Here is a 23041-nt window from a genome sequence, read left to right on the forward strand (position 1 = left end):
TATATACATGACACAGTCATAATCACAAATATTAACAGGTCTCTTGAGGTAATTTATAGAATATTTGTTTACTTAATATCGTGAATTGCTAAAACCCAATAAAAGTGACTGACATGTCATCAAGAAGACAACATAACAGCCACTTTAATCAGTAATTAAACTATAAATATAAAATCGGCGCAGCTCAATTGTCGATATCTCACGCCATTTTAATATGCTTATATATTAAACCTTAAACAAGTGTAAAAGCTTCATGTAATTTTGAAAGTTCTTTCTCAAGACGTAACATAATTTGTTTGCCATCTTCGCGGTCAACTAAACCTAATTTAACAGCAAAATCAACTTCTTTTTGAAGTCCAAACATTTGTGTATCTAGTACTTCTTCATATAATGGGCATGAAGGTAATGTTAAATTATCTAGTTGAACTTTAATCAGATGCAAGATTTCATCAGCATCTTTAGTCAATTGTTTCAAAGCTGCATTTTTCATTGTTGCTTGTTTCGCCATGACACGCTCCCCCCTCTATATAAATTCTCAAGTCTTACTAAAAGTTTATCTTACTAAATATTAAAAAGCAAGTAGATTTAAAATGTGTCGTTAGCAATTTGTGTTAAAATAATGCTATATACATTGATAGGGAGTGGGAAAATGATACAAATTAAAGGAGCCGTAAAGTTTCCTATAACATTAGATAGTACGACTTGGATTTTCGATGATAGAAAAGTTAGCATCGAAGATTTAGAAAAAGGTGTATTTGATGGTTCAAAACCAATCGACTTTGAAGATAATCATGAATGGAATCGTGCTATCCTAGAAGGACAAACTAATCCGCCTACTTTAAATTCAGAAATAAAATATAAAAAACGTGCCATGTTAGAAGGTTCATTTGTCATTAATATGACACCTTTTTTCAAACATTCCGAACCACATGACTCTGCAACTACTATTCGATTATCAAATGAGCATAATCATTTAGATATACCGATAGATCTATTACCCTATTTATTTTTCCAATTTGCAAAAGACGGTAAACGACTTTACAGCGATAATGGTGTAGATAGTTTTATTTACAATCAAGAAGATGGTTATTCATATCGAATCAACCATGTAACTCATATTGAGGTGATTTAATTTGAGACAAGTGCAATGCATTATCTGTGATGCAAAAGTATTTATAGATGAGCGCACAACTGAGTCTAAACGACTTAAAAACAATCCTATTCGAACATTTATGTGTGATGATTGTAAAAGTCGATTAGACACACCTAAACAACGTGCGCAACACTATCCGCTCGATTAATATCTGAATAAACAAGTTAGAAATTTGAAAATGTGAAAGTAACAGGAAATAATAGCATTTAAACACTTTTTCAAATATTATATGCCAAAAGAGAAGCTAAGCAACTTTCATCGCTCAGCTTCTCTTTTATTATGTTAAATTATTCGTTTTCTTGCATCATTTGTTTGATACGCTTTGCTTCTTTTTCACGAACATTTTTGTTTAAAATTTTCTTTCTTAAACGTATGCTTTCTGGTGTAACCTCAACAAGTTCATCATCATTAATGAATTGTAACGCTTCTTCCAATGTTAGAATACGCGGTCTATTCATTGTTTGTGTTTGGTCTTTCGTTGCAGAACGTACGTTAGTTTGATGTTTTGTTTTAGTGATGTTAACAGTTAAATCATTTTCACGATTATGTTCACCAACAATCATACCTTCATAAACTTCAGTACCAGGTTCCATGAAGTTTACACCTCTATCTTCAAGTCCCAAAATGGCATAAGTACTTGCAGAACCTTGATCCATTGAAATTAATGCACCATTACGACGACCGCCAATTTGTGCTTTAATACGTGGTCTAAATTCTTCAAATGTATGGTTAATAATACCGTAACCTCTTGTCATTGACATAAATTCAGTCGTATAACCAATCATACCACGAGCCGGTACATTAAAGATTAAACGTGTAAGTCCATTATCAGTTGTAGTCATATCAACCATTTCACCTTTACGTGCACCTAATGATTCAATAACAGCACCTGCATTTTCTTGTGGCACTTCACATTGCACACGTTCAAATGGTTCACACATTACACCATCTATTTCTTTAATAATTACTTGTGGTTTTGAAACTTGTAATTCATAACCTTCACGACGCATATTTTCAATAAGGATTGATAAATGCAATTCACCGCGACCAGCAACTACCCATGTATCTGGAGAATCTGTGTTAGAAACTTTCAAAGATACATCTGTTTCTAATTGTTGATTTAAACGTTCTTGAATTTGACGCGCTGTTACAAAGTCACCTTCACGGCCAGCAAATGGAGAATTGTTAACTTTAAATGTCATTTCAAGAGTAGGCTCATCAATACGTAGAACTGGCAATGCTTCTTGATGGTCATGTGGTGTTACAGTTTCACCAACATTAATGTCTTCCATACCTGAAACAGCAATTAAATCTCCAGCTTGTGCTTCTTCAATTTCTAAACGTTTTAATCCAAAGTAACCAAAGATTTTAGTTACACGGAAGTTTTTCACTGTACCGTCTAATTTAATTAGTGATACATTATCTCCGACACGCATTTTACCTCTGAATACACGACCAATACCAATACGTCCAACATAATCATTGTAGTCCAACAATGCTACTTGGAATTGTAATGGCTCATCACTGTTATCAATTGGAGCTGGTACATAATCAATAATTGTTTCATATAATGATTGTAAATTATCATCTTGCTTTTCAGGATCTAAGCTAGCTGTACCATTTACTGCTGAAGCATAAACAACAGGGAATTCTAATTGTTCATCGTTTGCTTCTAATTCAATAAATAAATCTAAAACTTCATCTACAACACCCTCTGGACGTGCTGATGGTTTATCAATTTTATTAACAACAACAACAGGTTTCAGGTTTTGTTCTAGCGCTTTTTTAAGTACAAAACGTGTTTGAGGCATTGTACCTTCATACGCATCTACTACTAAGACAACCCCATCAACCATTTTCATAATACGTTCTACTTCTCCACCAAAGTCTGCATGTCCTGGTGTATCCAAAATATTAATACGTGTACCTTTATAATCAACAGCCGTATTTTTGGCTAGAATCGTAATTCCACGCTCTCTTTCGATATCGTTAGAGTCCATTGCACGTTCATCGACATGTTCATTTTCTCTGAATATACCAGATTGTTTTAACAACTCATCTACTAAAGTTGTTTTACCATGGTCAACGTGAGCAATAATTGCTATATTGCGGACATCTTCTCTTTTATTAGTCATATAAATAGTTTCCTTCTTTCTTAAGTAAAATCCCACTTTTAATTACAACTTTTTTATTATATCATATAATTGAGAAAAGATAAGCAAAAGGTGGGGATAGGATGAAACAAAAAAAATCTAAAAATATCTTTTGGGTATTTTCTATATTAGCTGTTGTTTTCTTAGTATTATTTAGTTTTGCTGTTGGTGCATCAAATGTACCAATGATGATTTTAACATTTATATTACTCGTTGCAACCTTTGGAATTGGATTTACTACAAAGAAAAAATATCGAGAAAACGATTGGCTATAAGTTATATCGACAATAACACGCGTTGATTTAAGACCACACATGTTCATGATGAACATTTAACTGGTTTTATATTGGCGCGTGTTTTTATTATTTAAGGTATAAAAGCGTAATATGTTACCTAATTGTTAGGACTTCATATTACGCTTTTGGTAATTATTTTGATTTTCTTTTAAATCGTTGTTCATGTAATTGTATTAACGCATCATGGTGGGGCTCTAAATAATCGTTGCTAATTTCTTGATGGAGACCACGATTTCCAACTAAGATTGAATTTGGACCACTAATTGTTAATGGTTCTCCTAGTAAATTGGAAGCTTGTCCATTTACTTCATATAAAATAACCAATCCGCCAGCAAAATCCCATGGTTGAAGTCTTGGCGTCATATATGCTTCTAAATTACCTGTAGCAACTGAAACGATTTCAAGCGCTGCACTACCATATGCCCTTGCACTTCTAGAATCATTAACAATTTCTTTAAAGATTTCTCCTAAAATTGGTTTAGTTAACCAGTTCGGATTGATCCCAATAATGCTTTGTCTTAGATTAGAATCATTCAATGGTTTCAAGGGTTGGCTACCACGATATGCACCTTCCCCTACTTTAGCATGATATAAGACGTCAGCCATAACATCATATACAAAACCTGCATAAGGTTTACCATCGATATAAATACCAATTGAAATTGCGAAATTTTCTTGTTGATGAACAAAATTCAATGTACCGTCTATTGGGTCAACAACCCATACCGTACCTTTGGAAGTATCGATGTCATGACCATGCCCTTCTTCACCTAATACTTGATGATTGGGATATGTTTCTAAAATTGTATCAAAAATGAAATCTTCTGTTGCTTTATCTACATTTGTAACAAGGTCATTCGGATTTGACTTTGTTTCAATTGTTAAATTTTGCTCCATCAATTGTTTAATTCTAATTCCTGCTTCTTGAATAAGTCCTTGGGCAAATCCATAAAGTGCCATAACATCATCTCCTAACATCTTTATTATACATCAACATTTTATAAAAATAACTTCTTATGATAAAAATGAAAATACTAATTTTAATGAGAGCGTCTTAAGCCGCAATTGATAAAACATATGCTACAATATTTTTAAACACTATACAGGAGGTACTCTATGACAAAATATACATTTAAACCTAAAGATTTCAAAGCGTTCAACGTAGAAGGCTTAGACGCACGAATGGAAGCTTTAAACGAATACATACGACCACAACTCCGTGAATTAGGAGAATATTTTAGTGACTTCTTTACAAGTCAAACTGGTGAAACATTTTATCCTCACGTAGCAAAACATGCTAGAAGAAGTGTGAATCCTCCTAAAGATACATGGGTTGCTTTTGCAACAAACAAAAGAGGCTATAAAATGTTACCTCATTTCCAAATTGGTATGTTTGAAGATCAACTGTTTGTTATGTTTGGAATCATGCATGAAGCAAAAGATAAAGCAACACGTGCAAAAGTTTTTGAAAGAAAATTTAAAGCTATTCAACAATTACCTGATGATTATCGTGTTTGCTTAGATCATATGAAACCTGATAAACCATTTATTAAAGATTTAACGGATGATGATTTAATAGAAGCGATACAAAGAGCCATCAATGTGAAAAAAGGTGAATTCTTTATAGCGCGTGCAATCACACCACAAGATAAAAGATTAAAAAGTGACAAAGCATTTATTGCATTTTTAGAAGAAACCTTCGATCAGTTCTTACCATTTTATTCTGCATAAATAACTTTGTTTAAATAATAGAGCACGTAATCACATCCATGATTTCGTGCTCTTTTTTCTTAATATTAAATCGAACGTTCAACATAATGATTCATACTTTTAAAAAAATTAAAATAAATTTAGGTTGACCTAAACATTTTATTAGGTTATTATATTGTCCATAAGAAGTAGAGGTGAGTCAAAATGAATAATAAACGACATTCAACAAATGAACAATTAAGTTTAGACGAAATAAACAATACAATTAAATTCGATCATCGCAGTTCAAATAAACAGAAATTTTTATCATTTCTTGGGCCTGGGTTATTAGTCGCTGTTGGTTACATGGATCCCGGAAACTGGATAACATCAATGCAAGGTGGCGCGCAATATGGCTATACTTTGCTATTCGTAATTCTTATTTCAAGTTTATCAGCAATGTTACTTCAAAGCATGACAGTGAGATTAGGAATAGCAACAGGTATGGACTTAGCTCAAATGACACGACATTATTTATCAAGACCTATTGCTATAATCTTTTGGATCATTGCAGAACTAGCAATTATCGCTACAGATATTGCTGAGGTTATTGGTAGTGCTATTGCTCTTAATCTCCTATTTAACATACCTTTAATCGTCGGTGCACTAATAACTGTACTTGATGTATTTTTACTACTATTTATAATGAAATATGGTTTTAGAAAAATTGAAGCTATTGTTGGTACATTAATTTTCACAGTGTTATTCATCTTTATATTTGAAGTCTATATTTCATCACCACAGTTGAATGCTGTGTTAAATGGATTTATACCACATAGTGAAATCATTACAAATAACGGCATTCTCTATATTGCATTAGGTATTATTGGCGCTACAATTATGCCTCATAATTTGTACTTACATTCATCAATCGTACAATCTAGAACATACTCAAGACATAACAATGAAGAAAAGGCGCAAGCGATTAAATTTGCTACGATAGATTCGAACATTCAGTTATCAATCGCATTTGTAGTCAATTGCTTATTATTAGTGTTAGGAGCATCACTATTTTTCAACTCAAATGCTGACGATTTAGGTGGTTTCTATGATTTATATCACGCCTTAAAAACTGAACCTGTACTAGGTGCAACAATGGGTGCAATCATGAGTACATTATTTGCAGTTGCATTATTAGCGTCAGGTCAAAATTCAACGATTACTGGTACTTTAGCAGGACAAATTGTAATGGAAGGATTTTTAAGATTACACATACCAAATTGGTTAAGACGTTTAATTACACGTTCCCTTGCTGTCATTCCTGTTATCGTATGCTTAATCATTTTTAAAGGTAATGCAGCTAAAATTGAGCAACTACTTGTATTCTCTCAAGTATTTTTAAGTATTGCTCTGCCATTCTGTTTAATACCATTACAATTAGCTACTAGTAATAAAGACTTGATGGGACCTTTCTATAATAAAACATGGGTTAATATCATTTCATGGACACTTATTATTATTCTAAGTATTTTAAATGTCTATTTAATCGTTCAAACATTCCAAGAACTACAAAGTTAAAAATAAAACCATTAAAATGTTGGTTGTATCTAATAATTAACAACTTAACATTTTAATGGTTTTTCTTTTGCTATGAACATATTAATGATAAATATACTCATCGTCCTTATGTGTTGTTTCTTTTGATTCTTTTTTAGAAATCAACATAATCATCACGATAACCCATAAGACAATTGCAATTAAATTAAGAGCCATCAAACTTACAATTATCGCGATAACAAAAAGTATAATCGATAATTTTCTACGCCCTTTAATACAAATTGTCGCAAATATACCATAAAGTGTTGAAATTAATAAAATAATTGCTAATGCACCCATTGTTGTCTGAAGCATATCTAAAGAAACATTGCCACCGTTCTGAGATAATTGCTTCGCTAATTCTTCACGTTGTGATGCATTACCACTTTTTAAAGAAAAATAGGATAGCCCCATAACTAATAAATAAATAATACTAATACTATTTGCAATCCAAGCCATGATTAATTCAGGTTTTCTATTCATCTTAAAATCCTTTCTTTGTTTAATATTTTAATAAGTATACTACGAGCCTATAGATATACGCACATTAATTTACTTGTATATTAACATATTTTTCATCTAATTTTTATAATAAGCATCTGAATTCAGATTGATGGTAATTTAGGTGTATGGTAATGAGAAATCGTCATTTAAAATTATGACACCTAAACACTTTAATTAAACGTTATCGATAATTAACCTCATATAAAAACCCAGATTAATAAGCAAAAGACCTCTACTTACTAATCTGGGTATCATCAATATTTATTCTTGCTCTTTTTTGTCCTTAACTTCACTTGAATTGCGTTCTTCAGAAATATCATTGTTGTAAATTTGACGTCGCTCTTCAAAATTCATTCGACGTTGACTAACTGCGCTAGGTTGATTTTTCCTACGTTCTTTCATTCGTTGGTTATAAGCTTTACGTTTTTCTTTTTTCTTAGCTTTAATTTCAGCTTTTTCTCGCTTTTGTTGTGCTTTCAATTCTTTTGGATCAACTTCAGGTTCTGCATAATAACCATCATCTTCAATACCTAGTTCTTCAGTACTTTTTTGTTTGTATTTAGCCTGTCTGGATAATACTGATGGTTCTTCCTCAGTGCGCTCATCATAATTATATTCACTTTCAACTGCACGTTTAGGAAATTGATCATATTTATCTCTTTCCTGTTCTTGATCATATACAGTATTTGATTTATCCAATTCTTTTTCATATTTAGGCACATCATAATAATCATCTTTCGGTTGGGGGCGCTCATACACAGGTTCACGATAATCATAAATCGGTCCGTTATACTCTTCATAATATTGTGGCGCAACCATTTCAACTTTATCTTTTCTTATAAATAGCATCATCGCAATAATAAAGAATAATATCGGAATGATTAAAGTAACGATAAGTAAAACTAAAGGAATCGTTACAATTGCTGATATTAAGAATAAGAAACCTGACAAGATTCTTATATTCATAGATATGAGAGCTAAAAATGAAATCAACAAACAAACAATAAAGTAAACGATAATAGCCCATATACCATTTTGTAACCATATTACAAATTGTGTTGTATTATAGCCATTTCCAGCTAATAATTGCTGGATAAATGCATTATTGTTTAATGTATTTTCAAGATTAGCAATCGATGTGTTATTACTGAATGAAACAAGTGCTATAAACATCGTAATTACAGTAAGCACTAATAACATCACCCAACATAACCAACCTAGAACTTTTTCAGTTAATCTACTTACTGGACGTTTAATTTGAGTAAATTGTTCTCCAGTCATTCGTTACAACTCCTTATAGTACTTATCCCGTTATTATAACTAAATATACAGTAAATAACTACTATTTATGATTTTATTTTAATGACATTTTGAAATTCAAAAAGTTTTCATTGTATTCACTTAAAACTTCAGGTCCTAAATCTTTATAAACTTCAAGGCGTTCTTGCTCTTTCTTAGTCGGATAAAAACGATGGTCGTCTTTAATCTCTTTAGGCAACAATTGTCGAGCAGCCTTGTTTGGCGTTGCATAGCCTACGAATTCTGTATTTTGCTTGTTATTTTTAGCATCTAATAAAAAATTCATAAATTTATATGCACCCTCTTTATTTTGTGCCGTTTTTGGAATTACCATATTGTCGAACCATAAATTCGATCCTTCTTTAGGAATAACATAATTATATTTATCCCCTTCTTGCACTAGAGGTGCTGCAACACCACTCCAAACAACCGCTATGTTACCTTCATTTTGTTGAAGCATCATGGTAATTTCATCACCTACGACACCTCTTACTTGTGGTGCTAGTTTGGTTAAATCTCGCTCTGCTTCTTTTAAATGGTGCGAATTACGGTCATTAAGATTATACCCAAGTTTATTCAAACTCATGCCTATAATCTCTCTAGCACCGTCAACTAGTAAAATTTGGTTTTTAAATTTAGGATTATACAATGACTTCCAACTATCAAATGATTCATTTGGATACTTTTCTTTATTATATAAAATACCTACAGTTCCAAAGAAATAAGGTAAAGAATATTTATTGCCTTTATCAAATGACATATTCATATAATCTGAATCTAAATTTTTAATATTAGGTACCTTATTATGATCTATTGGTAACAATATATGATCTCTTTTCAATTTTTGAACTGTATATTCACTAGGAAAAGCAACATCATAATGTGTACCGCCATTGCGAATTTTGGCTTCCATCGCTTCATTTGAATCGAAAGTTTCATAAACGACTTGAATGCCAGTTTCTTTTTCAAATTTCTTAATTAACTCTGGATCAATATATTCGCCCCAATTGTATACGTAAATTTTTTGATTTGTATGCACTTGTTCTTTAGATTTAAACCAATGACTTAAAGTAAGACAAAGCATACCCACAACTAATGCACCTATAATGAGTTGTAAAAAACGTTTCATTATTTTACACCTCGCTTGATTAGTTTTTTCTTATTTATCACGTATTGAATCAAATAATATCCTAGTATTCCTAATACAATAACAGCAAACAATAATGTTGAAATCGCATTAATTTCCATACTAATTCCTTTTCTCGCCATAGCATAAACTTCAACTGATAACACACTAAAGCCATTACCAGTAACGAAGAAACTTACTGTGAAATCGTCTAGTGAATAAGTTAAAGCCATAAAGAATCCTCCTATAATAGAAGGTAAAATATTAGGAATAATAATGTTGCTTAATAATTGTGGTTCAGTCGCTCCTAAATCTCTTGCAGCATTTAACATATTATTATTCATTTCATACAGTTGTGGTAAGACGATAATCACAACTATAGGTATGCAAAATGCAATATGAGATATTAGAACTGTCCAAAATCCTAAACCAAGACCAGTAAAATGGCCAATCGTTGTAAACATAATTAAGAATGATGCACCTATGACAACGTCGGATGATACCATCAAGACATTATTCAATGTTAGTAAAGTTACTTTAAACTTTTTATTTCTTAAATAATAAATAGCAATGGCACCAAATGTACCAATAACTGTAGAAATTGAGGCTGCTAAAAGTGCTACAGCTATCGTATTAAAAATGACCGACATTAAATGATCATTTTGAAATAATGATTGATAATGCTCTAATGTAAAATGTTCAAAGTGAATCATATTACCAGCCGAATTGAATGAATAGAACATTAAAAAGAATATTGGGATGTATAAAATCGCTAAAAGTATCCCGATATACAGCTTTCCATACCATTTCATATGATTCACCCTCTCCCATTAGATGATTTTGTAATGATTAAAATGAATGCCATAAATACAATTAAGAATATAGCTATAGTTGATCCCATACCATAATTTTGAATTGTTAAAAATTGTTCCTCTATTGCCGTACCTATATTTATGACTTTATTACCTGCAATTAATCTTGTAATCATAAATAATGAAAGTGATGGAATAAAGGTTACTTGAATCCCAGTCATAACACCTTCTTTTGTTAACGGCATGATTACTTTTCTAAAAGTATAGAAAGGACTGGCACCTAAATCACTTGAGGCCTGCAATAAATTATTAGGAATTGCTTTCATGCTATTAAATATAGGTAAAATCATAAATGGTATATAAATGTAACTTGCCACTACTAAAAACGCACCAGTTGTAAATAACAAATTGAATGATGGTAAATTAAATAAGTGGAAAAATTGATTAATCACGCCATCATGACTTAATAAACCTATAAAAGCATATGTCTTTAACAATAAATTTATCCATGTTGGAATAATCATTATCATTAATAAGATATTTTGAAATTTCGAACGAGTAATATAGTAGGCAGCTGGATAACTGATAGTCAAGGTAATAATTGTTATTGAAGCGGCATATAAAATTGAATATGCAAACATTTTCAAATATTTTGTAGTAAAAATTTGTTGATAATTCGTGAAACTAAAATGTCCATTGATATCTAAAAATGAAAAATAAATGAGTAATACAACTGGTACAATAATAAATATAACCATCCATAGTAAATACTGGATTAAGAGAAATTTATTAGTATTACGCATTGTCTACTTCCTCATAGCTTTCAATACGTTTATCAAATTCTTCTTCTGTTTCTCCAGGAACCATAATATGAATGGCTTCAGGATCAAAATAAAGACCAACTTCACTGCCTACTTCAGCTTTTTTAGTCGTTTGTATTACCCATTCATAACCTTTATTGTCTATACAACATATTTCATAGTGGACCCCTCTAAATAACATAGAATCAACAGTTGCTTTAAATAATCCTTCTTCAGCTTTGATTAATGATATATCTTCTGGTCGAATAACGACTTCTACTTTTTTATTTTCAGGAATACCCATATCGACACATTCGAAATCTTGCCCATAAATATTCACGACATAATCTCTAACCATGCGCCCTTCAACAATATTAGATTCTCCAATAAAATCAGCTACAAATCGATTCACTGGTTCGTCATATATATCTGTTGGTGTGCCAAATTGTTGAATTTTCCCATCTTTTAATACAAAAAGAAAGTCACTTAATGCTAACGCTTCTTCTTGATCATGTGTTACAAATATAAATGTAATACCTAATCTAGATTGCAATTCTCGTAATTCATATTGCATTTCAGTACGCAATTTCAAATCTAATGCGGATAAAGATTCATCTAACAATAATATTTCTGGTTCATTTACGATAGCACGTGCAATTGCAACACGTTGCTTTTGTCCGCCACTCATTTCATTAATATTTCTTTTTTCATAACCTGAAAGTTTTACTAATTTTAATGCCTCAGTTACTTTTTGATCAATTTCGGTTTTTGATAATTTTTTTAATTTCAAACCAAAAGCGATATTATCATAGACGTTTAAGTGTGGAAATAATGCATAATCTTGAAAGACTGTATTCACTTTACGTTTATTTGGTGGTAAATTACCAATTGGTTTGTTTTGATAAATCACTTCACCACTGTCAGGATATTCAAACCCTGCAATTAATTTTAAAATTGTTGTTTTACCACAACCTGAAGGACCTAATAATGTATAAAAGTATCCTGATTCAATATCAATATCTATGTCATCTAAGATATTAAGATCATCATAGCTTTTACTAACTGATTTTAATGATAATAACGGTTCCAAATAAGATCCCCCCTATAAATATGAAGCTGTCGCTACAATAAGTATTCGTGTTTCATTGTTTGATTCGTTTGACAAACGATGATTATCTCGTGCTTTAAAATACAAAACGTCTTCTTCTTGTGCTTGATATATCTCTTTGCCTAAATTAAGTGTTATCTGACCTGACATACAATAAATAAACGTATCAGACTCTGATGGATTAAAATTTTTATATGATGCTCCAGGCTTTAAAGTTAATATTAATGGCTCCATATCATATTCATTTGACTTTGAAACTAACCAATTTAATATATAACCTTCATCATACTCATCATAAATAACTTGTTCTTCCTTCTTGTATAATACTTTTTCATTTTCACTGTCTTTAAAAAATTCACTTGGCGTCGTTCCTAACACCTCTATAATATTTAAGAAAGTTTCCATACTTGGTGAGGCATGTTCACTTTCTATTTGTGAAATGTAGCCTTTCGATAAGTCTGTACGTTCAGCAAGTTCTTCTTGCGTTAAATTTTTAATTCTTCTAAGATTTTTAATTTTATTACCTATGTTCATTTATTTTTCCACCTAAAAAAGCTATATTAAGTTTACTTTTATCAAACATTTTGTTTAACACTTGATAAAGGTATCAAAATATAGCTTTATTAGCAATAGTTTTAAAGAAAAATTCCTATTAAATTGTGTTAATTTCGAACGAATTATTTTTTAGCTGTTACTCTTTGTTCTTCAGAGTGAGTTTTTACATCTTGAACTGCTTTGTAACTATTATAGCCACTACTTTTTTCGAAAGTATTAAAAATTTGTTTTTCCTCTGCTTTAGCAGGCACAATTTCTTTAAATCTTTTATATGCACCCATAAAGTCGCCTGCCGTCACGCCGGATTCATAATACTTCTCTACATGATTAAAGAAATTTATCACTGAAATCATCTCTTCATTACTCCAGTCTAAATCAATTGGATACTCATATTCCATTGTTGAACCCTCCATTTCAATTCTTTTGTTAGCATCGCTAGTATAACATGCATGTCACATGTTAACGATATCTCAAATCAATTTCCTTACATTACTTTACCTAAAACAAAAAAGCCGTAGCATATGCTACAGCTTTTAATGACTGAATCTTTATAGATAATCAGTTATTACATTGTATGGATTGGGTATCCGATAGCTTTTTCTGCTGCTTCCATAGTCATCTCACCTAATGTTGGATGTGCATGGATTGTTAATGCGATATCTTCAGCATTCATACCAGCTTCAATTGCTAAACCTAATTCAGAGATAATATCTGATGCACCAGTACCAACTACTTGAGCACCGATTAAAGTATCATCTTCTTTAAGTGTAATAAGTTTAACAAATCCGTTAGTATCATCTAATGATAATGCACGACCATTTGCTGCATATGGGAATTTAGAAGCTTTAATTGCTAAACCTTCTTCTTTAGCTTGCGCTTCTGAATAACCAACTGTAGCTAATTCTGGTTCAGTAAAGCATACTGCTGGCATACCAATGTAATCAACTTCAGCAGCTTGACCATCAATTGCTTCAGCAGCAACTTTAGCTTCATAGCTAGCTTTGTGAGCAAGTGGTAAACCTGGAACGATATCACCAATTGCATAGATATTGCTGATAGACGTACGGCTTTGTTTATCAACTTCTAATAATCCACGGTCAGCGAATTTAACACCTAATTCTTCTAGGCCTAATTCGTCTGTGTTTGGACGACGACCTACAGTTACTAATACATAATCAGCTTCGATTGTTTTCTCTTCGCCTTTAGCTTCATAAGTAACTTTAACTCCGTTATCTGTTTCTTCAGCTGATTTAGCCATAGCTTCAGTAACGATTTCAACACCTTTTTCTTTCATACCTTTTTTAACAGGTTGTGTCATTTGTTTTTCGAAGCCACCTAAGATATCTTTAGCACCTTCAAGGATGGTTACTTCTGAACCAAAGTTAGCAAATGCTGTACCTAATTCTGATCCAATGTATCCTCCACCAACTACAACTAATTTACCTGGTACTTCTTGTAAGTTTAAAGCACCTGTTGAGTCGATAACACGTTTACCGAATTTGAAATTAGGAATTTCAATTGGTCTTGAACCTGTTGCAATGATTGCATTTTTAAAGTTGTATGTTTGTGCGCTCTTTTCGTCCATAACACGTAAGCTATTGTTATCTACGAAATATGCTTCACCTTTAACGATGTTAACTTTGTTACCTTTAAGTAAGCCTTCAACACCACCAGTTAATTTATTAACAACTGATGATTTGAATTCTTGAACTTTTTGGAAGTTTAAAGAAACACTTTCAGCAATAACACCTAAGTTTTCAGAATGTTGTGCTTCAACAAAACGGTGAGAAGCATGTAGTAATGCTTTTGAAGGAATACATCCTACGTTTAAGCAAACACCACCAAGATTACCTTTCTCAACAATTGTTACTTTTTGTCCTAATTGAGCTGCACGAATTGCTGCAACGTATCCACCAGGACCTGCTCCGATTACTATAGTATCTGTTTCAATTGGGAAATCTCCAACTACCATGTTTTACCCCTCCATTAATAATAATTCTGGATTATTTAATAAACGTTTAATGTGATTCATTGCATTTTGGCCAGTTGCACCATCAATTTGTCTGTGGTCAAAGCTTAATGATAATGCTAATACTGGTGCTGCAACAATTTCTCCATCTTTAACGATAGGTTTTTGAGCAATACGGCCAATTCCTAAGATTGCTACTTCTGGGTGATTGATAACTGGAGTGAACCATTGTCCACCAGCTGAACCGATATTACTGATTGTGCATGTAGCACCTTTCATTTCATCGGCTGTTAATTTACCATCACGTGCTTTAACAGCTAATTCATTAATTTCATCTGAAATTTGGAAAATAGACTTACGATCAGCATGTTTAACAACAGGTACTAATAATCCTCTATCAGTGTCTGCTGCAATACCGATATTCCAGTAATGTTTATGAACGATTTCACCAGCTTCTTCATTGAATGAAGTGTTAAGTGCTGGGTATTTTTTCAATGCAGAAACAAGTGCTTTAACAACATAAGGTAAGAATGTTAACTTAGTACCTTGTTCAGCTGCGATTTCTTTAAATTTCTTACGGTGATCCCATAATGCTTGAACATCAATTTCATCCATTAATGTTACATGAGGTGCAGTATGCTTAGAGTTAACCATTGCTTTCGCAATTGCTCTACGCATAGCAGGGATTTTTTCAGTTGTTTCTGGGAAGTCGCCTTCTAATGTTACTGCTGCAGGTGCTGCAGGAGTTTCAGCAACTTCTTCACTTGTAGCTGAAGCAGCTGATTCATTTGAAGCTGTTGGTGCACCACCATTTAAGTATGCATCTACATCTTCTTTTGTAATACGACCATTTTTACCAGATCCAGAAACTGCTTTAATGTTAACACCTTTTTCACGTGCGTATTTACGTACTGAAGGCATTGCTTTAACAGTTCTGTTTTCATCTACTTCTTCAGTTTGAGTAGCTACAGGTGCTTGCTCTGCTGGCGCTTCCTCTTTCGCAGGTTCTTCTTTAGATGATGAATCATCATCATGACCTTTAAATTGCATATCTTCTGCATCAGGTGCATCGATTTTAACAATAACGTCACCAACTACAGCTACTGTACCTTCTTCTACCATAACTTCTTCTACAGTACCAGATACTGGTGATGGGATTTCTACTACTGATTTATCGTTTTGTACCTCAGCTAAAACATCGTCTTCTTCAATAGTATCTCCAGCTTTAACAAACCATTTTACAATTTCACCTTCGTGGATACCTTCCCCGATATCGGGTAATCTAAATTCAAATGCCACGTTTTTGCCCTCCTAAGATTTCGTAAATTAAACATTTCATTTTAATCAATGAGACTAAAATACGCTAACTTCGTTAACTTTTAAAATGTATTAAAATTCTAAAGTTTCTTTTGCTTTTTCGATGATGTCATTTTTGTTTGGTAACCAAACATTTTCAGCTTGAGTGAATGGATAAATTGTATCTGCTGCTGCAACTCTTCCAATAGGTGCTTCTAATGAAAGGATTGCACGTTCACTTAATTCAGCTACAACTGCTGCACCAACACCAGCTTGACGTTGTGCTTCTTGAACTACAACTGCACGACCAGTTTTTTCAACTGAAGCTACAATTGTGTCAACATCGATTGGTTGAACAGTACGTAAGTCAATTACTTCAACAGAATAACCATCTTTTTCAAGTTCTTCTGCAGCTTTCATTGATTCTTGAACCATTGCACCGTATGTGATGATTGAAATGTCATTACCTTCTTTTTTCACATTAGCCTTACCAATGTCAATTGTATATTCTTCTTCAGGTACTTCTTCACGGAATGAACGATACAATTTCATATGCTCTAAGTATACGACTGGGTCATTACTTCTAATAGAAGAAATTAATAAACCTTTCGCATCGTATGGGCCTGAAGGAATAACAACCTTTAGACCTGGAGATTGAGCTAAAATACCTTCTAAGTTATCTGCGTGTAATTCTGGTGTGTGTACGCCACCACCAAATGGGCTACGAATTGTTACAGGTGCAGTTTTAGTACCGCCTGAACGGAAACGAGTACGTGCAATTTGTCCAGCAATCGCATCAAATACTTCGAATACGAAACCTAAGAATTGTACTTCCATAACCGGACGGAATCCTTCAACTGCAAGACCCATCGCTAAACCACCAATACCTGATTCAGCTAAAGGTGTATCGAATACTCTATCTTCACCAAATTCTTTTTGTAGTCCTTCAGTAACACGGAAAACACCGCCGTTAACACCAACGTCTTCACCAAAAATTAAAACATCTTGGTCATTTTTAAGTTCAGTTTTAAGCGCATCATTAATCGCTTGAACCATTGTCATTTGTGCCATGGCTTACTTCGACTCCTTCTCTTTGTAAATTTCATATTGTTCTGCTAAGTTTTGAGGCATATCTTCATACATAATTTCCATTAGAGAAGTAACAGTTTGTTTTTCAGTGTTATCAGCCTCTTTAATTGCTGCTTTAATATCAGCTTTTGCACGTTCAATAACTTCATTTTCTTTGTCTTCATTCCATAAACCTTTGTTTTCAAGGAATTTACGGAAACGTACTAATGGGTCTTTTTTCTCCCATTCAGCATCTTCGTCTGAAGTTCTATAACGAGTTGGATCGTCACCAGCCATTGTATGAGGACCATAACGATATGTCATAGTTTCAATTAATGTTGGACCTTCACCTGCAACTGCGCGGTCACGTGCTTCTTTAGTTGCTTGATATACAGCTAACGCATCCATACCATCAACTTGGATACCAGGAATACCTACAGCAATTGCTTTTTGAGCTAATGTTTCAGCAGCAGTTTGCTTGCTTCTTGGTGTTGAAATTGCATAGTTATTGTTTTGAATAACGAAAATTGCAGGTGCTTTATAAGCTGCTGCAAAGTTAATACCTTCGTAGAAATCACCTTGTGAAGAACCACCGTCACCAGTGTAAGTGATTGCAACTGCATTTTTACCACGTTTTTTAAGTGCAAATGCAACACCAGCAGCTTGAATGTATTGTGCACCAATAATAATTTGTGGGCTTAATGCATTAACGCCTTCAGGGAATTGATTTCCTTTGAAGTGACCTCTTGAGAATAAGAAAGCTTCAGTTAATGGTAAACCATGCCAAATAATTTGAGGAACATCTCTGTATCCCGGTAAAATGTAATCTTCTTTTTCTAAAGCGTATTGTGACGCTAATTGTGATGCTTCTTGACCAGCAGTTGGTGCATAGAAACCTAAACGTCCTTGTCTGTTTAATGAGATAGAACGTTGATCAAGGATACGAGTCCATACCATTCTTTCCATTAATTCCACTAATTGTTCATCCGTAAGATCAGGTACTAAGTCTTCATTTACGACGTTACCATTCTCATCCAAAATTTGAACCATTTCAAATTTCGATTGAGTATCATTTAAAACTTTTACTGCATCGAATTGGGCTTGTAACTTAGGAGCCATTCAATTCACCATACCTTTCCCATAATTGTATAGAAATTCATTTTATCCTTACTAATTGTACCACAAATAAATGGGACTGTTAAACCATTTGAAAAAGTTCTGTTTTAATAAAAAAAGATACAGATAATAGGAACTGTATTAGTTGTTTCCTACCATCTGTATTATATTAATTATTTAAATTGATCAACGTCTTGCTTTTCTTTACCAACCTTATTTAGTACTTTTGTATACTTATCTGATACTTCTTTTAACTTTTTATAGTTCTGTTCTATTGCTTTTGATTTTTCGTTAACACCTTGTTGTGTCGCGTCATTTTGATTTAAATATTTAAATAATGTTTTCTCTGAGTTTACAGCCTTTTTATATGCTTTCGCGTAATCACTGTGTAACTTATATTTTTCTTTTAATACATCATCTAATTGTTTTACTTCTTTACGTTTAACATCATTATCAATGTTATCAACGTGACTTTTTGCTTTCTTAAAGTCTTGTTCAGACTTCTTAATTGCGTCTTCTTCTTTTTCAAATTCCTTTAGACGATCATCGGCATTTTTAATTAAATCCTTTACTGCTTTACCGCGAACTGCTGTATCTTTACTATTGACATCTTCAGTTAATTTTTTCTTTTTCTCATCTAATTCAGCAATTTTCTTACCAACAGTTTTAATTGGTTCTTCATCGTCTTTAATTTTATCCACTTGCTTTAAATATGCCTTAATTTCTTTTTTATCCGTAGTACATCCTGCAAGCAAGACACTAGATGCTAATACTACTGCGATTGTTTTTCCAAATTTCATTACTTGTACCTCCACTTGCTATTTAAATTAAATGATAAATAAAATCTGCTTGGAAATCAATTTTAAACAATTACATTACACATCTTCATTACTAAGTATATCTGTTGACAGTTACGTCATTTATAATATAATTTTTAAAGTCAAGATGATAAATAAATTTCTAAAGTATCATTGCTTGAAACCAACACTTTAATCATTTTTTAAGCAATTAGCATATCTGAAAATTTACATATACTATCTAAAATAAACATTGGCAGTAGTTGGTTAACTTTGTAGATATTTACACATAAAAATGTATGAGTATCTTAACAACCTTTTTACTGTCATTCAACTAAAACAAATTAAAATAAGGAAGGTGCAATATATGTTAACAATGAAAGACATCATTAGAGATGGTCATCCAACTTTGCGTCAAAAAGCAGCTGAGTTAGAATTACCATTAACTAAAGAAGAAAAAGAAACATTAATCGCCATGAGAGAGTTTTTAGTAAATAGTCAAGATGAGGAAATCGCGAAACGATATGGTTTACGTTCAGGCGTTGGTTTGGCTGCACCTCAAATTAATATTTCTAAACGTATGATTGCTGTTTTAATACCAGATGATGGCAGTGGCAAATCTTATGACTATATGCTTGTGAACCCAAAAATTGTAAGTCATAGCGTTCAAGAAGCTTATTTACCAACTGGTGAAGGTTGCCTTAGTGTCGATGATAATGTTGCTGGTCTAGTTCACCGTCATAATAGAATTACAATTAAAGCCAAAGACATCGAAGGTAATGATATACAATTACGACTAAAAGGATATCCAGCAATTGTTTTCCAACATGAAATTGATCATTTAAATGGTGTAATGTTCTATGATCACATTGACAAAGACCACCCATTACAACCACATACAGATGCAGTAGAAGTTTAAAACACACTATTACTAATTATCAAAGCTTAGGATAAATATGATGTCCTAAGCTTTTTCTTGTACAACTTTTTCGAATAAACAACAGTTAAATATATTCACCTTTCTACCAAACTTTTTATCCCCTCATTTAAATTTTACCGTTTCATATAAAATCCTTTAATTCTTTCTTAACATTAATTTATAATCTCTACATTTATTTTAATAAATAGAACTGCACATTTATTCGAAATACTTAGATTTCTAGTGAGATAAACTGCTTTATTTATTATCATTCATCATGTAAAATAAGATTTAACTGAAATTTTAGTGTTATTTCACTAATTTTTTAAAATGAACGACATGATGAACCTAGTTATTAACCAAATCGTTATTAAGTTAAATTATAGAGATAATTGGAATGAATTTATCGATATATACTCCAATACGATTTTACTAGGGTTAACAATAAATTAAACAAACATTCTTAGGAGGAATTTTTAACATGGCAGTATTTAAAGTTTTTTATCAACATAACAGAGACGAGGTAATTGTGCGTGAAAATACACAATCACTTTATGTTGAAGCTCAAACAGAAGAACAAGTACGTCGTTACTTGAAAGATCGTAATTTTAATATCGAATTTATCACTAAATTAGAGGGCGCACATTTAGATTACGAAAAAGAAAACTCAGAACACTTTAATGTGGAGATTGCTAAATAATGAAACAATTACATCCAAATGAAGTAGGTGTATATGCACTTGGAGGTCTAGGTGAAATCGGTAAAAATACTTATGCAGTTGAGTATAAAGACGAAATTGTCATTATCGATGCAGGTATCAAATTCCCTGATGATAACTTATTAGGGATTGATTATGTTATACCTGACTACACATATCTAGTTCAAAACCAAGATAAAATTGTTGGCCTATTTATAACACATGGTCACGAAGACCATATAGGCGGTGTGCCCTTCCTATTAAAACAACTTAATATACCTATTTATGGTGGTCCTTTAGCATTAGGTTTAATCCGTAATAAACTTGAAGAACATCATTTATTACGTACTGCTAAACTAAATGAAATCAATGAGGACAGTGTGATTAAATCTAAGCACTTTACGATTTCTTTCTACTTAACTACGCATAGTATTCCTGAAACTTATGGCGTCATCGTAGATACACCTGAAGGAAAAGTAGTTCATACCGGTGACTTTAAATTTGATTTTACACCTGTAGGCAAACCAGCAAACATTGCTAAAATGGCTCAATTAGGCGAAGAAGGCGTTCTATGTTTACTTTCAGACTCAACAAATTCACTTGTGCCTGATTTTACTTTAAGCGAACGTGAAGTTGGTCAAAACGTAGATAAGATCTTCCGTAATTGTAAAGGTCGTATTATATTTGCTACCTTCGCTTCTAATATTTACCGAGTTCAACAAGCAGTTGAAGCTGCTATCAAAAATAACCGTAAAATTGTTACGTTCGGTCGTTCGATGGAAAACAATATTAAAATAGGTATGGAACTTGGTTATATTAAAGCACCACCTGAAACATTTATTGAACCTAATAAAATTAATACCGTACCGAAGCATGAGTTATTGATACTATGTACTGGTTCACAAGGTGAACCAATGGCAGCATTATCTAGAATTGCTAATGGTACTCATAAGCAAATTAAAATTATACCTGAAGATACCGTTGTATTTAGTTCATCACCTATCCCAGGTAATACAAAAAGTATTAACAGAACTATTAATTCCTTGTATAAAGCTGGTGCAGATGTTATCCATAGCAAGATTTCTAACATCCATACTTCAGGGCATGGTTCTCAAGGTGATCAACAATTAATGCTTCGATTAATCAAGCCGAAATATTTCTTACCTATTCATGGTGAATACCGTATGTTAAAAGCACATGGTGAGACTGGTGTTGAATGCGGCGTTGAAGAAGATAATGTCTTCATCTTTGATATTGGAGATGTCTTAGCTTTAACACACGATTCAGCACGTAAAGCTGGTCGCATTCCATCTGGTAATGTACTTGTTGATGGTAGTGGTATCGGTGATATCGGTAATGTTGTAATAAGAGACCGTAAGCTATTATCTGAAGAAGGTTTAGTTATCGTTGTTGTTAGTATTGATTTTAATACAAATAAATTACTTTCTGGTCCAGACATTATTTCTCGAGGATTTGTATATATGAGGGAATCAGGTCAATTAATTTATGATGCACAACGCAAAATCAAAACTGATGTTATTAGTAAGTTAAATCAAAATAAAGATATTCAATGGCATCAGATTAAATCTTCTATCATTGAAACATTACAACCTTATTTATTTGAAAAAACAGCTAGAAAACCAATGATTTTACCAGTCATTATGAAGGTAAACGAACAAAAAGAATCAAACAATAAATAATCAAAAAGCTACTAACTTTGAAGTGAAGTTTTAATTAAACTCACCACCCATTGTTAGTAGCTTTTTCTTTATATATGATGAGCTTGAGACATAAATCAATGTTCAATGCTCTACAAAGTTATATTGGCAGTAGTTGACTGAACGAAAATGCGCTTGTAACAAGCTTTTTTCAATTCTAGTCAGGGGCCCCAACATAGAGAATTTCGAAAAGAAATTCTACAGGCAATGCGAGTTGGGGTGGGACGACGAAATAAATTTTGAGAAAATATCATTTCTGTCCCACTCCCGATTATCTCGTCGCAATATTTTTTTCAAAGCGATTTAAATCATTATCATGTCCAATCATGATTAAAATATCACCTATTTCTAAATTAATATTTGGATTTGG

Annotated in this window: 25 protein-coding genes and 1 pseudogene; 9 read left to right on the forward strand and 17 right to left on the reverse strand. The window is 32.5% G+C overall.

What is annotated here, in order from left to right; translation table 11 throughout:
• Window positions 1-232: 232 nt before the first annotated feature.
• Window positions 233-508, reverse strand: a complete 276-nt coding sequence (locus IDG64_RS10260) for an Fpa/YlaN family protein (protein ID WP_001118417.1) — start codon at window positions 506-508, stop codon at window positions 233-235.
• A gap of 141 nt (window positions 509-649) precedes the next feature.
• Between IDG64_RS10260 and IDG64_RS10265 the strand changes: the two genes are divergently transcribed.
• Both IDG64_RS10265 and IDG64_RS10270 read left to right on the forward strand, forming a co-directional pair.
• Window positions 650-1132 carry a hypothetical protein gene (locus tag IDG64_RS10265; RefSeq protein ID WP_000614716.1) on the forward strand — a complete coding sequence of 161 codons (483 nt, stop codon included), beginning with the start codon at window positions 650-652 and terminating at the stop codon, window positions 1130-1132.
• A 1-nt stretch (window position 1133) separates the two neighbouring features.
• Window positions 1134-1301 (forward strand): YlaI family protein, encoded by a 168-nt coding sequence (locus tag IDG64_RS10270; RefSeq protein WP_001250275.1) that lies wholly within the window; start codon window positions 1134-1136, stop codon window positions 1299-1301.
• A 139-nt stretch (window positions 1302-1440) separates the two neighbouring features.
• On the opposite strand, the gene typA is transcribed toward IDG64_RS10270, so the two are convergent.
• Window positions 1441-3288 carry a translational GTPase TypA gene (gene typA / locus IDG64_RS10275; protein ID WP_000182654.1) on the reverse strand — a complete coding sequence of 616 codons (1848 nt, stop codon included), beginning with the start codon at window positions 3286-3288 and terminating at the stop codon, window positions 1441-1443.
• Window positions 3289-3389: 101 nt separating this feature from the next.
• Here typA and IDG64_RS10280 point away from each other — a divergent pair, with 101 nt between their 5' ends.
• On the forward strand, window positions 3390-3581 hold the full coding sequence (locus IDG64_RS10280; protein WP_000810620.1) for a DUF5325 family protein: 192 nt from the start codon (window positions 3390-3392) through the stop codon (window positions 3579-3581).
• Window positions 3582-3734: 153 nt separating this feature from the next.
• On the opposite strand, the gene IDG64_RS10285 is transcribed toward IDG64_RS10280, so the two are convergent.
• Window positions 3735-4562, reverse strand: a complete 828-nt coding sequence (locus tag IDG64_RS10285; protein ID WP_001240316.1) for an inositol monophosphatase family protein — start codon at window positions 4560-4562, stop codon at window positions 3735-3737.
• Between the two features lie 156 nt (window positions 4563-4718).
• Here IDG64_RS10285 and IDG64_RS10290 point away from each other — a divergent pair, with 156 nt between their 5' ends.
• A complete protein-coding gene (locus IDG64_RS10290; RefSeq protein ID WP_000170610.1) occupies window positions 4719-5333 on the forward strand; it encodes a YktB family protein in 615 nt (204 codons plus the stop codon).
• A 183-nt stretch (window positions 5334-5516) separates the two neighbouring features.
• Window positions 5517-6869, forward strand: a complete 1353-nt coding sequence (locus tag IDG64_RS10295) for an Nramp family divalent metal transporter (protein WP_001060842.1) — start codon at window positions 5517-5519, stop codon at window positions 6867-6869.
• 81 nt (window positions 6870-6950) lie between these two features.
• On the opposite strand, the gene IDG64_RS10300 is transcribed toward IDG64_RS10295, so the two are convergent.
• From IDG64_RS10300 to IDG64_RS10360, 13 genes are all read right to left on the reverse strand, one after another.
• Window positions 6951-7370 carry a DUF4064 domain-containing protein gene (locus IDG64_RS10300; protein WP_001080466.1) on the reverse strand — a complete coding sequence of 140 codons (420 nt, stop codon included), beginning with the start codon at window positions 7368-7370 and terminating at the stop codon, window positions 6951-6953.
• A gap of 282 nt (window positions 7371-7652) precedes the next feature.
• A complete protein-coding gene (gene auxB, locus IDG64_RS10305; protein WP_000145505.1) occupies window positions 7653-8672 on the reverse strand; it encodes a lipoteichoic acid stability factor AuxB in 1020 nt (339 codons plus the stop codon).
• Window positions 8673-8745: 73 nt separating this feature from the next.
• A complete protein-coding gene (locus IDG64_RS10310; RefSeq protein ID WP_000819671.1) occupies window positions 8746-9819 on the reverse strand; it encodes an ABC transporter substrate-binding protein in 1074 nt (357 codons plus the stop codon).
• Window positions 9819-10628, reverse strand: coding sequence for an ABC transporter permease (locus IDG64_RS10315; RefSeq protein WP_000872390.1), 810 nt, complete (start codon window positions 10626-10628; stop codon window positions 9819-9821). Before IDG64_RS10315 ends, IDG64_RS10310 begins: the two co-directional genes overlap by 1 nt.
• 5 nt (window positions 10629-10633) lie before the next feature.
• Window positions 10634-11431, reverse strand: coding sequence for an ABC transporter permease (locus IDG64_RS10320; protein ID WP_206171316.1), 798 nt, complete (start codon window positions 11429-11431; stop codon window positions 10634-10636).
• Window positions 11424-12518, reverse strand: coding sequence for an ABC transporter ATP-binding protein (locus IDG64_RS10325; RefSeq protein ID WP_000433551.1), 1095 nt, complete (start codon window positions 12516-12518; stop codon window positions 11424-11426). The genes IDG64_RS10320 and IDG64_RS10325 overlap by 8 nt, the downstream gene beginning before the upstream one ends.
• Window positions 12519-12530: 12 nt before the next feature.
• The gene (locus IDG64_RS10330) at window positions 12531-13070 is read right to left on the reverse strand and encodes a helix-turn-helix domain-containing protein (RefSeq protein ID WP_001020625.1); all 540 of its coding nucleotides are present in this window, start codon (window positions 13068-13070) and stop codon (window positions 12531-12533) included.
• A gap of 143 nt (window positions 13071-13213) precedes the next feature.
• Window positions 13214-13489, reverse strand: a complete 276-nt coding sequence (locus IDG64_RS10335; protein WP_000455597.1) for a UPF0223 family protein — start codon at window positions 13487-13489, stop codon at window positions 13214-13216.
• Between the two features lie 167 nt (window positions 13490-13656).
• The gene (gene lpdA, locus IDG64_RS10340; protein WP_000260117.1) at window positions 13657-15063 is read right to left on the reverse strand and encodes a dihydrolipoyl dehydrogenase; all 1407 of its coding nucleotides are present in this window, start codon (window positions 15061-15063) and stop codon (window positions 13657-13659) included.
• A gap of 3 nt (window positions 15064-15066) precedes the next feature.
• Complete coding sequence (locus tag IDG64_RS10345; RefSeq protein WP_000863440.1) at window positions 15067-16359, reverse strand: dihydrolipoamide acetyltransferase family protein; 1293 nt, start codon at window positions 16357-16359, stop codon at window positions 15067-15069.
• Window positions 16360-16449: 90 nt separating this feature from the next.
• Entirely contained in the window at window positions 16450-17427 is a 978-nt protein-coding gene (locus IDG64_RS10350; RefSeq protein WP_000068176.1) for an alpha-ketoacid dehydrogenase subunit beta, read from the reverse strand.
• Between the two features lie 3 nt (window positions 17428-17430).
• Complete coding sequence (pdhA, locus tag IDG64_RS10355) at window positions 17431-18543, reverse strand: pyruvate dehydrogenase (acetyl-transferring) E1 component subunit alpha (protein ID WP_000035320.1); 1113 nt, start codon at window positions 18541-18543, stop codon at window positions 17431-17433.
• A 170-nt stretch (window positions 18544-18713) separates the two neighbouring features.
• The gene (locus tag IDG64_RS10360; RefSeq protein WP_000668339.1) at window positions 18714-19340 is read right to left on the reverse strand and encodes a YkyA family protein; all 627 of its coding nucleotides are present in this window, start codon (window positions 19338-19340) and stop codon (window positions 18714-18716) included.
• A gap of 364 nt (window positions 19341-19704) precedes the next feature.
• Between IDG64_RS10360 and def the strand changes: the two genes are divergently transcribed.
• From def to rnjA, 4 genes are all read left to right on the forward strand, one after another.
• Window positions 19705-20256 (forward strand): peptide deformylase, encoded by a 552-nt coding sequence (def, locus tag IDG64_RS10365; protein WP_000957036.1) that lies wholly within the window; start codon window positions 19705-19707, stop codon window positions 20254-20256.
• Between the two features lie 330 nt (window positions 20257-20586).
• Window positions 20587-20709 carry a hypothetical protein gene (locus IDG64_RS10370; RefSeq protein ID WP_031864513.1) on the forward strand — a complete coding sequence of 41 codons (123 nt, stop codon included), beginning with the start codon at window positions 20587-20589 and terminating at the stop codon, window positions 20707-20709.
• 28 nt (window positions 20710-20737) lie between these two features.
• Window positions 20738-20956: a DNA-dependent RNA polymerase subunit epsilon gene (locus IDG64_RS10375; protein WP_000257888.1), complete on the forward strand. Its 219-nt coding sequence runs from the start codon at window positions 20738-20740 to the stop codon at window positions 20954-20956.
• Entirely contained in the window at window positions 20956-22653 is a 1698-nt protein-coding gene (gene rnjA, locus IDG64_RS10380) for a ribonuclease J1 (protein WP_000811375.1), read from the forward strand. Before IDG64_RS10375 ends, rnjA begins: the two co-directional genes overlap by 1 nt.
• A 289-nt stretch (window positions 22654-22942) precedes the next feature.
• Here the strand turns inward: rnjA and IDG64_RS10385 are convergent.
• Window positions 22943-23041, reverse strand: a pseudogene (locus tag IDG64_RS10385) (potassium transporter Trk); the annotation flags it as partial.

Source organism: Staphylococcus sp. EG-SA-15, assembly GCF_017151895.1.
In the GTDB taxonomy this organism is placed as follows: domain Bacteria; phylum Bacillota; class Bacilli; order Staphylococcales; family Staphylococcaceae; genus Staphylococcus; species Staphylococcus aureus.

Excerpts from the sequence above, each read along its gene's own strand:
- IDG64_RS10260 (WP_001118417.1), bottom strand. The coding sequence starts at position 508 with ATGGCGAAACAAGCAACAATGAAAAATGCAGCTTTGAAACAATTGACT.
- IDG64_RS10265 (WP_000614716.1), top strand. The coding sequence starts at position 650 with ATGATACAAATTAAAGGAGCCGTAAAGTTTCCTATAACATTAGATAGT.
- typA (WP_000182654.1), bottom strand. The coding sequence starts at position 3,288 with ATGACTAATAAAAGAGAAGATGTCCGCAATATAGCAATTATTGCTCAC.
- IDG64_RS10280 (WP_000810620.1), top strand. The coding sequence starts at position 3,390 with ATGAAACAAAAAAAATCTAAAAATATCTTTTGGGTATTTTCTATATTA.
- IDG64_RS10285 (WP_001240316.1), bottom strand. The coding sequence starts at position 4,562 with ATGGCACTTTATGGATTTGCCCAAGGACTTATTCAAGAAGCAGGAATT.
- IDG64_RS10290 (WP_000170610.1), top strand. The coding sequence starts at position 4,719 with ATGACAAAATATACATTTAAACCTAAAGATTTCAAAGCGTTCAACGTA.
- IDG64_RS10295 (WP_001060842.1), top strand. The coding sequence starts at position 5,517 with ATGAATAATAAACGACATTCAACAAATGAACAATTAAGTTTAGACGAA.
- IDG64_RS10300 (WP_001080466.1), bottom strand. The coding sequence starts at position 7,370 with ATGAATAGAAAACCTGAATTAATCATGGCTTGGATTGCAAATAGTATT.
- auxB (WP_000145505.1), bottom strand. The coding sequence starts at position 8,672 with ATGACTGGAGAACAATTTACTCAAATTAAACGTCCAGTAAGTAGATTA.
- IDG64_RS10310 (WP_000819671.1), bottom strand. The coding sequence starts at position 9,819 with ATGAAACGTTTTTTACAACTCATTATAGGTGCATTAGTTGTGGGTATG.
- IDG64_RS10315 (WP_000872390.1), bottom strand. The coding sequence starts at position 10,628 with ATGAAATGGTATGGAAAGCTGTATATCGGGATACTTTTAGCGATTTTA.
- IDG64_RS10320 (WP_206171316.1), bottom strand. The coding sequence starts at position 11,431 with ATGCGTAATACTAATAAATTTCTCTTAATCCAGTATTTACTATGGATG.
- IDG64_RS10330 (WP_001020625.1), bottom strand. The coding sequence starts at position 13,070 with ATGAACATAGGTAATAAAATTAAAAATCTTAGAAGAATTAAAAATTTA.
- IDG64_RS10335 (WP_000455597.1), bottom strand. The coding sequence starts at position 13,489 with ATGGAATATGAGTATCCAATTGATTTAGACTGGAGTAATGAAGAGATG.
- lpdA (WP_000260117.1), bottom strand. The coding sequence starts at position 15,063 with ATGGTAGTTGGAGATTTCCCAATTGAAACAGATACTATAGTAATCGGA.
- IDG64_RS10350 (WP_000068176.1), bottom strand. The coding sequence starts at position 17,427 with ATGGCACAAATGACAATGGTTCAAGCGATTAATGATGCGCTTAAAACT.
- pdhA (WP_000035320.1), bottom strand. The coding sequence starts at position 18,543 with ATGGCTCCTAAGTTACAAGCCCAATTCGATGCAGTAAAAGTTTTAAAT.
- IDG64_RS10360 (WP_000668339.1), bottom strand. The coding sequence starts at position 19,340 with ATGAAATTTGGAAAAACAATCGCAGTAGTATTAGCATCTAGTGTCTTG.
- def (WP_000957036.1), top strand. The coding sequence starts at position 19,705 with ATGTTAACAATGAAAGACATCATTAGAGATGGTCATCCAACTTTGCGT.
- IDG64_RS10370 (WP_031864513.1), top strand. The coding sequence starts at position 20,587 with ATGAACGACATGATGAACCTAGTTATTAACCAAATCGTTATTAAGTTA.
- IDG64_RS10375 (WP_000257888.1), top strand. The coding sequence starts at position 20,738 with ATGGCAGTATTTAAAGTTTTTTATCAACATAACAGAGACGAGGTAATT.
- rnjA (WP_000811375.1), top strand. The coding sequence starts at position 20,956 with ATGAAACAATTACATCCAAATGAAGTAGGTGTATATGCACTTGGAGGT.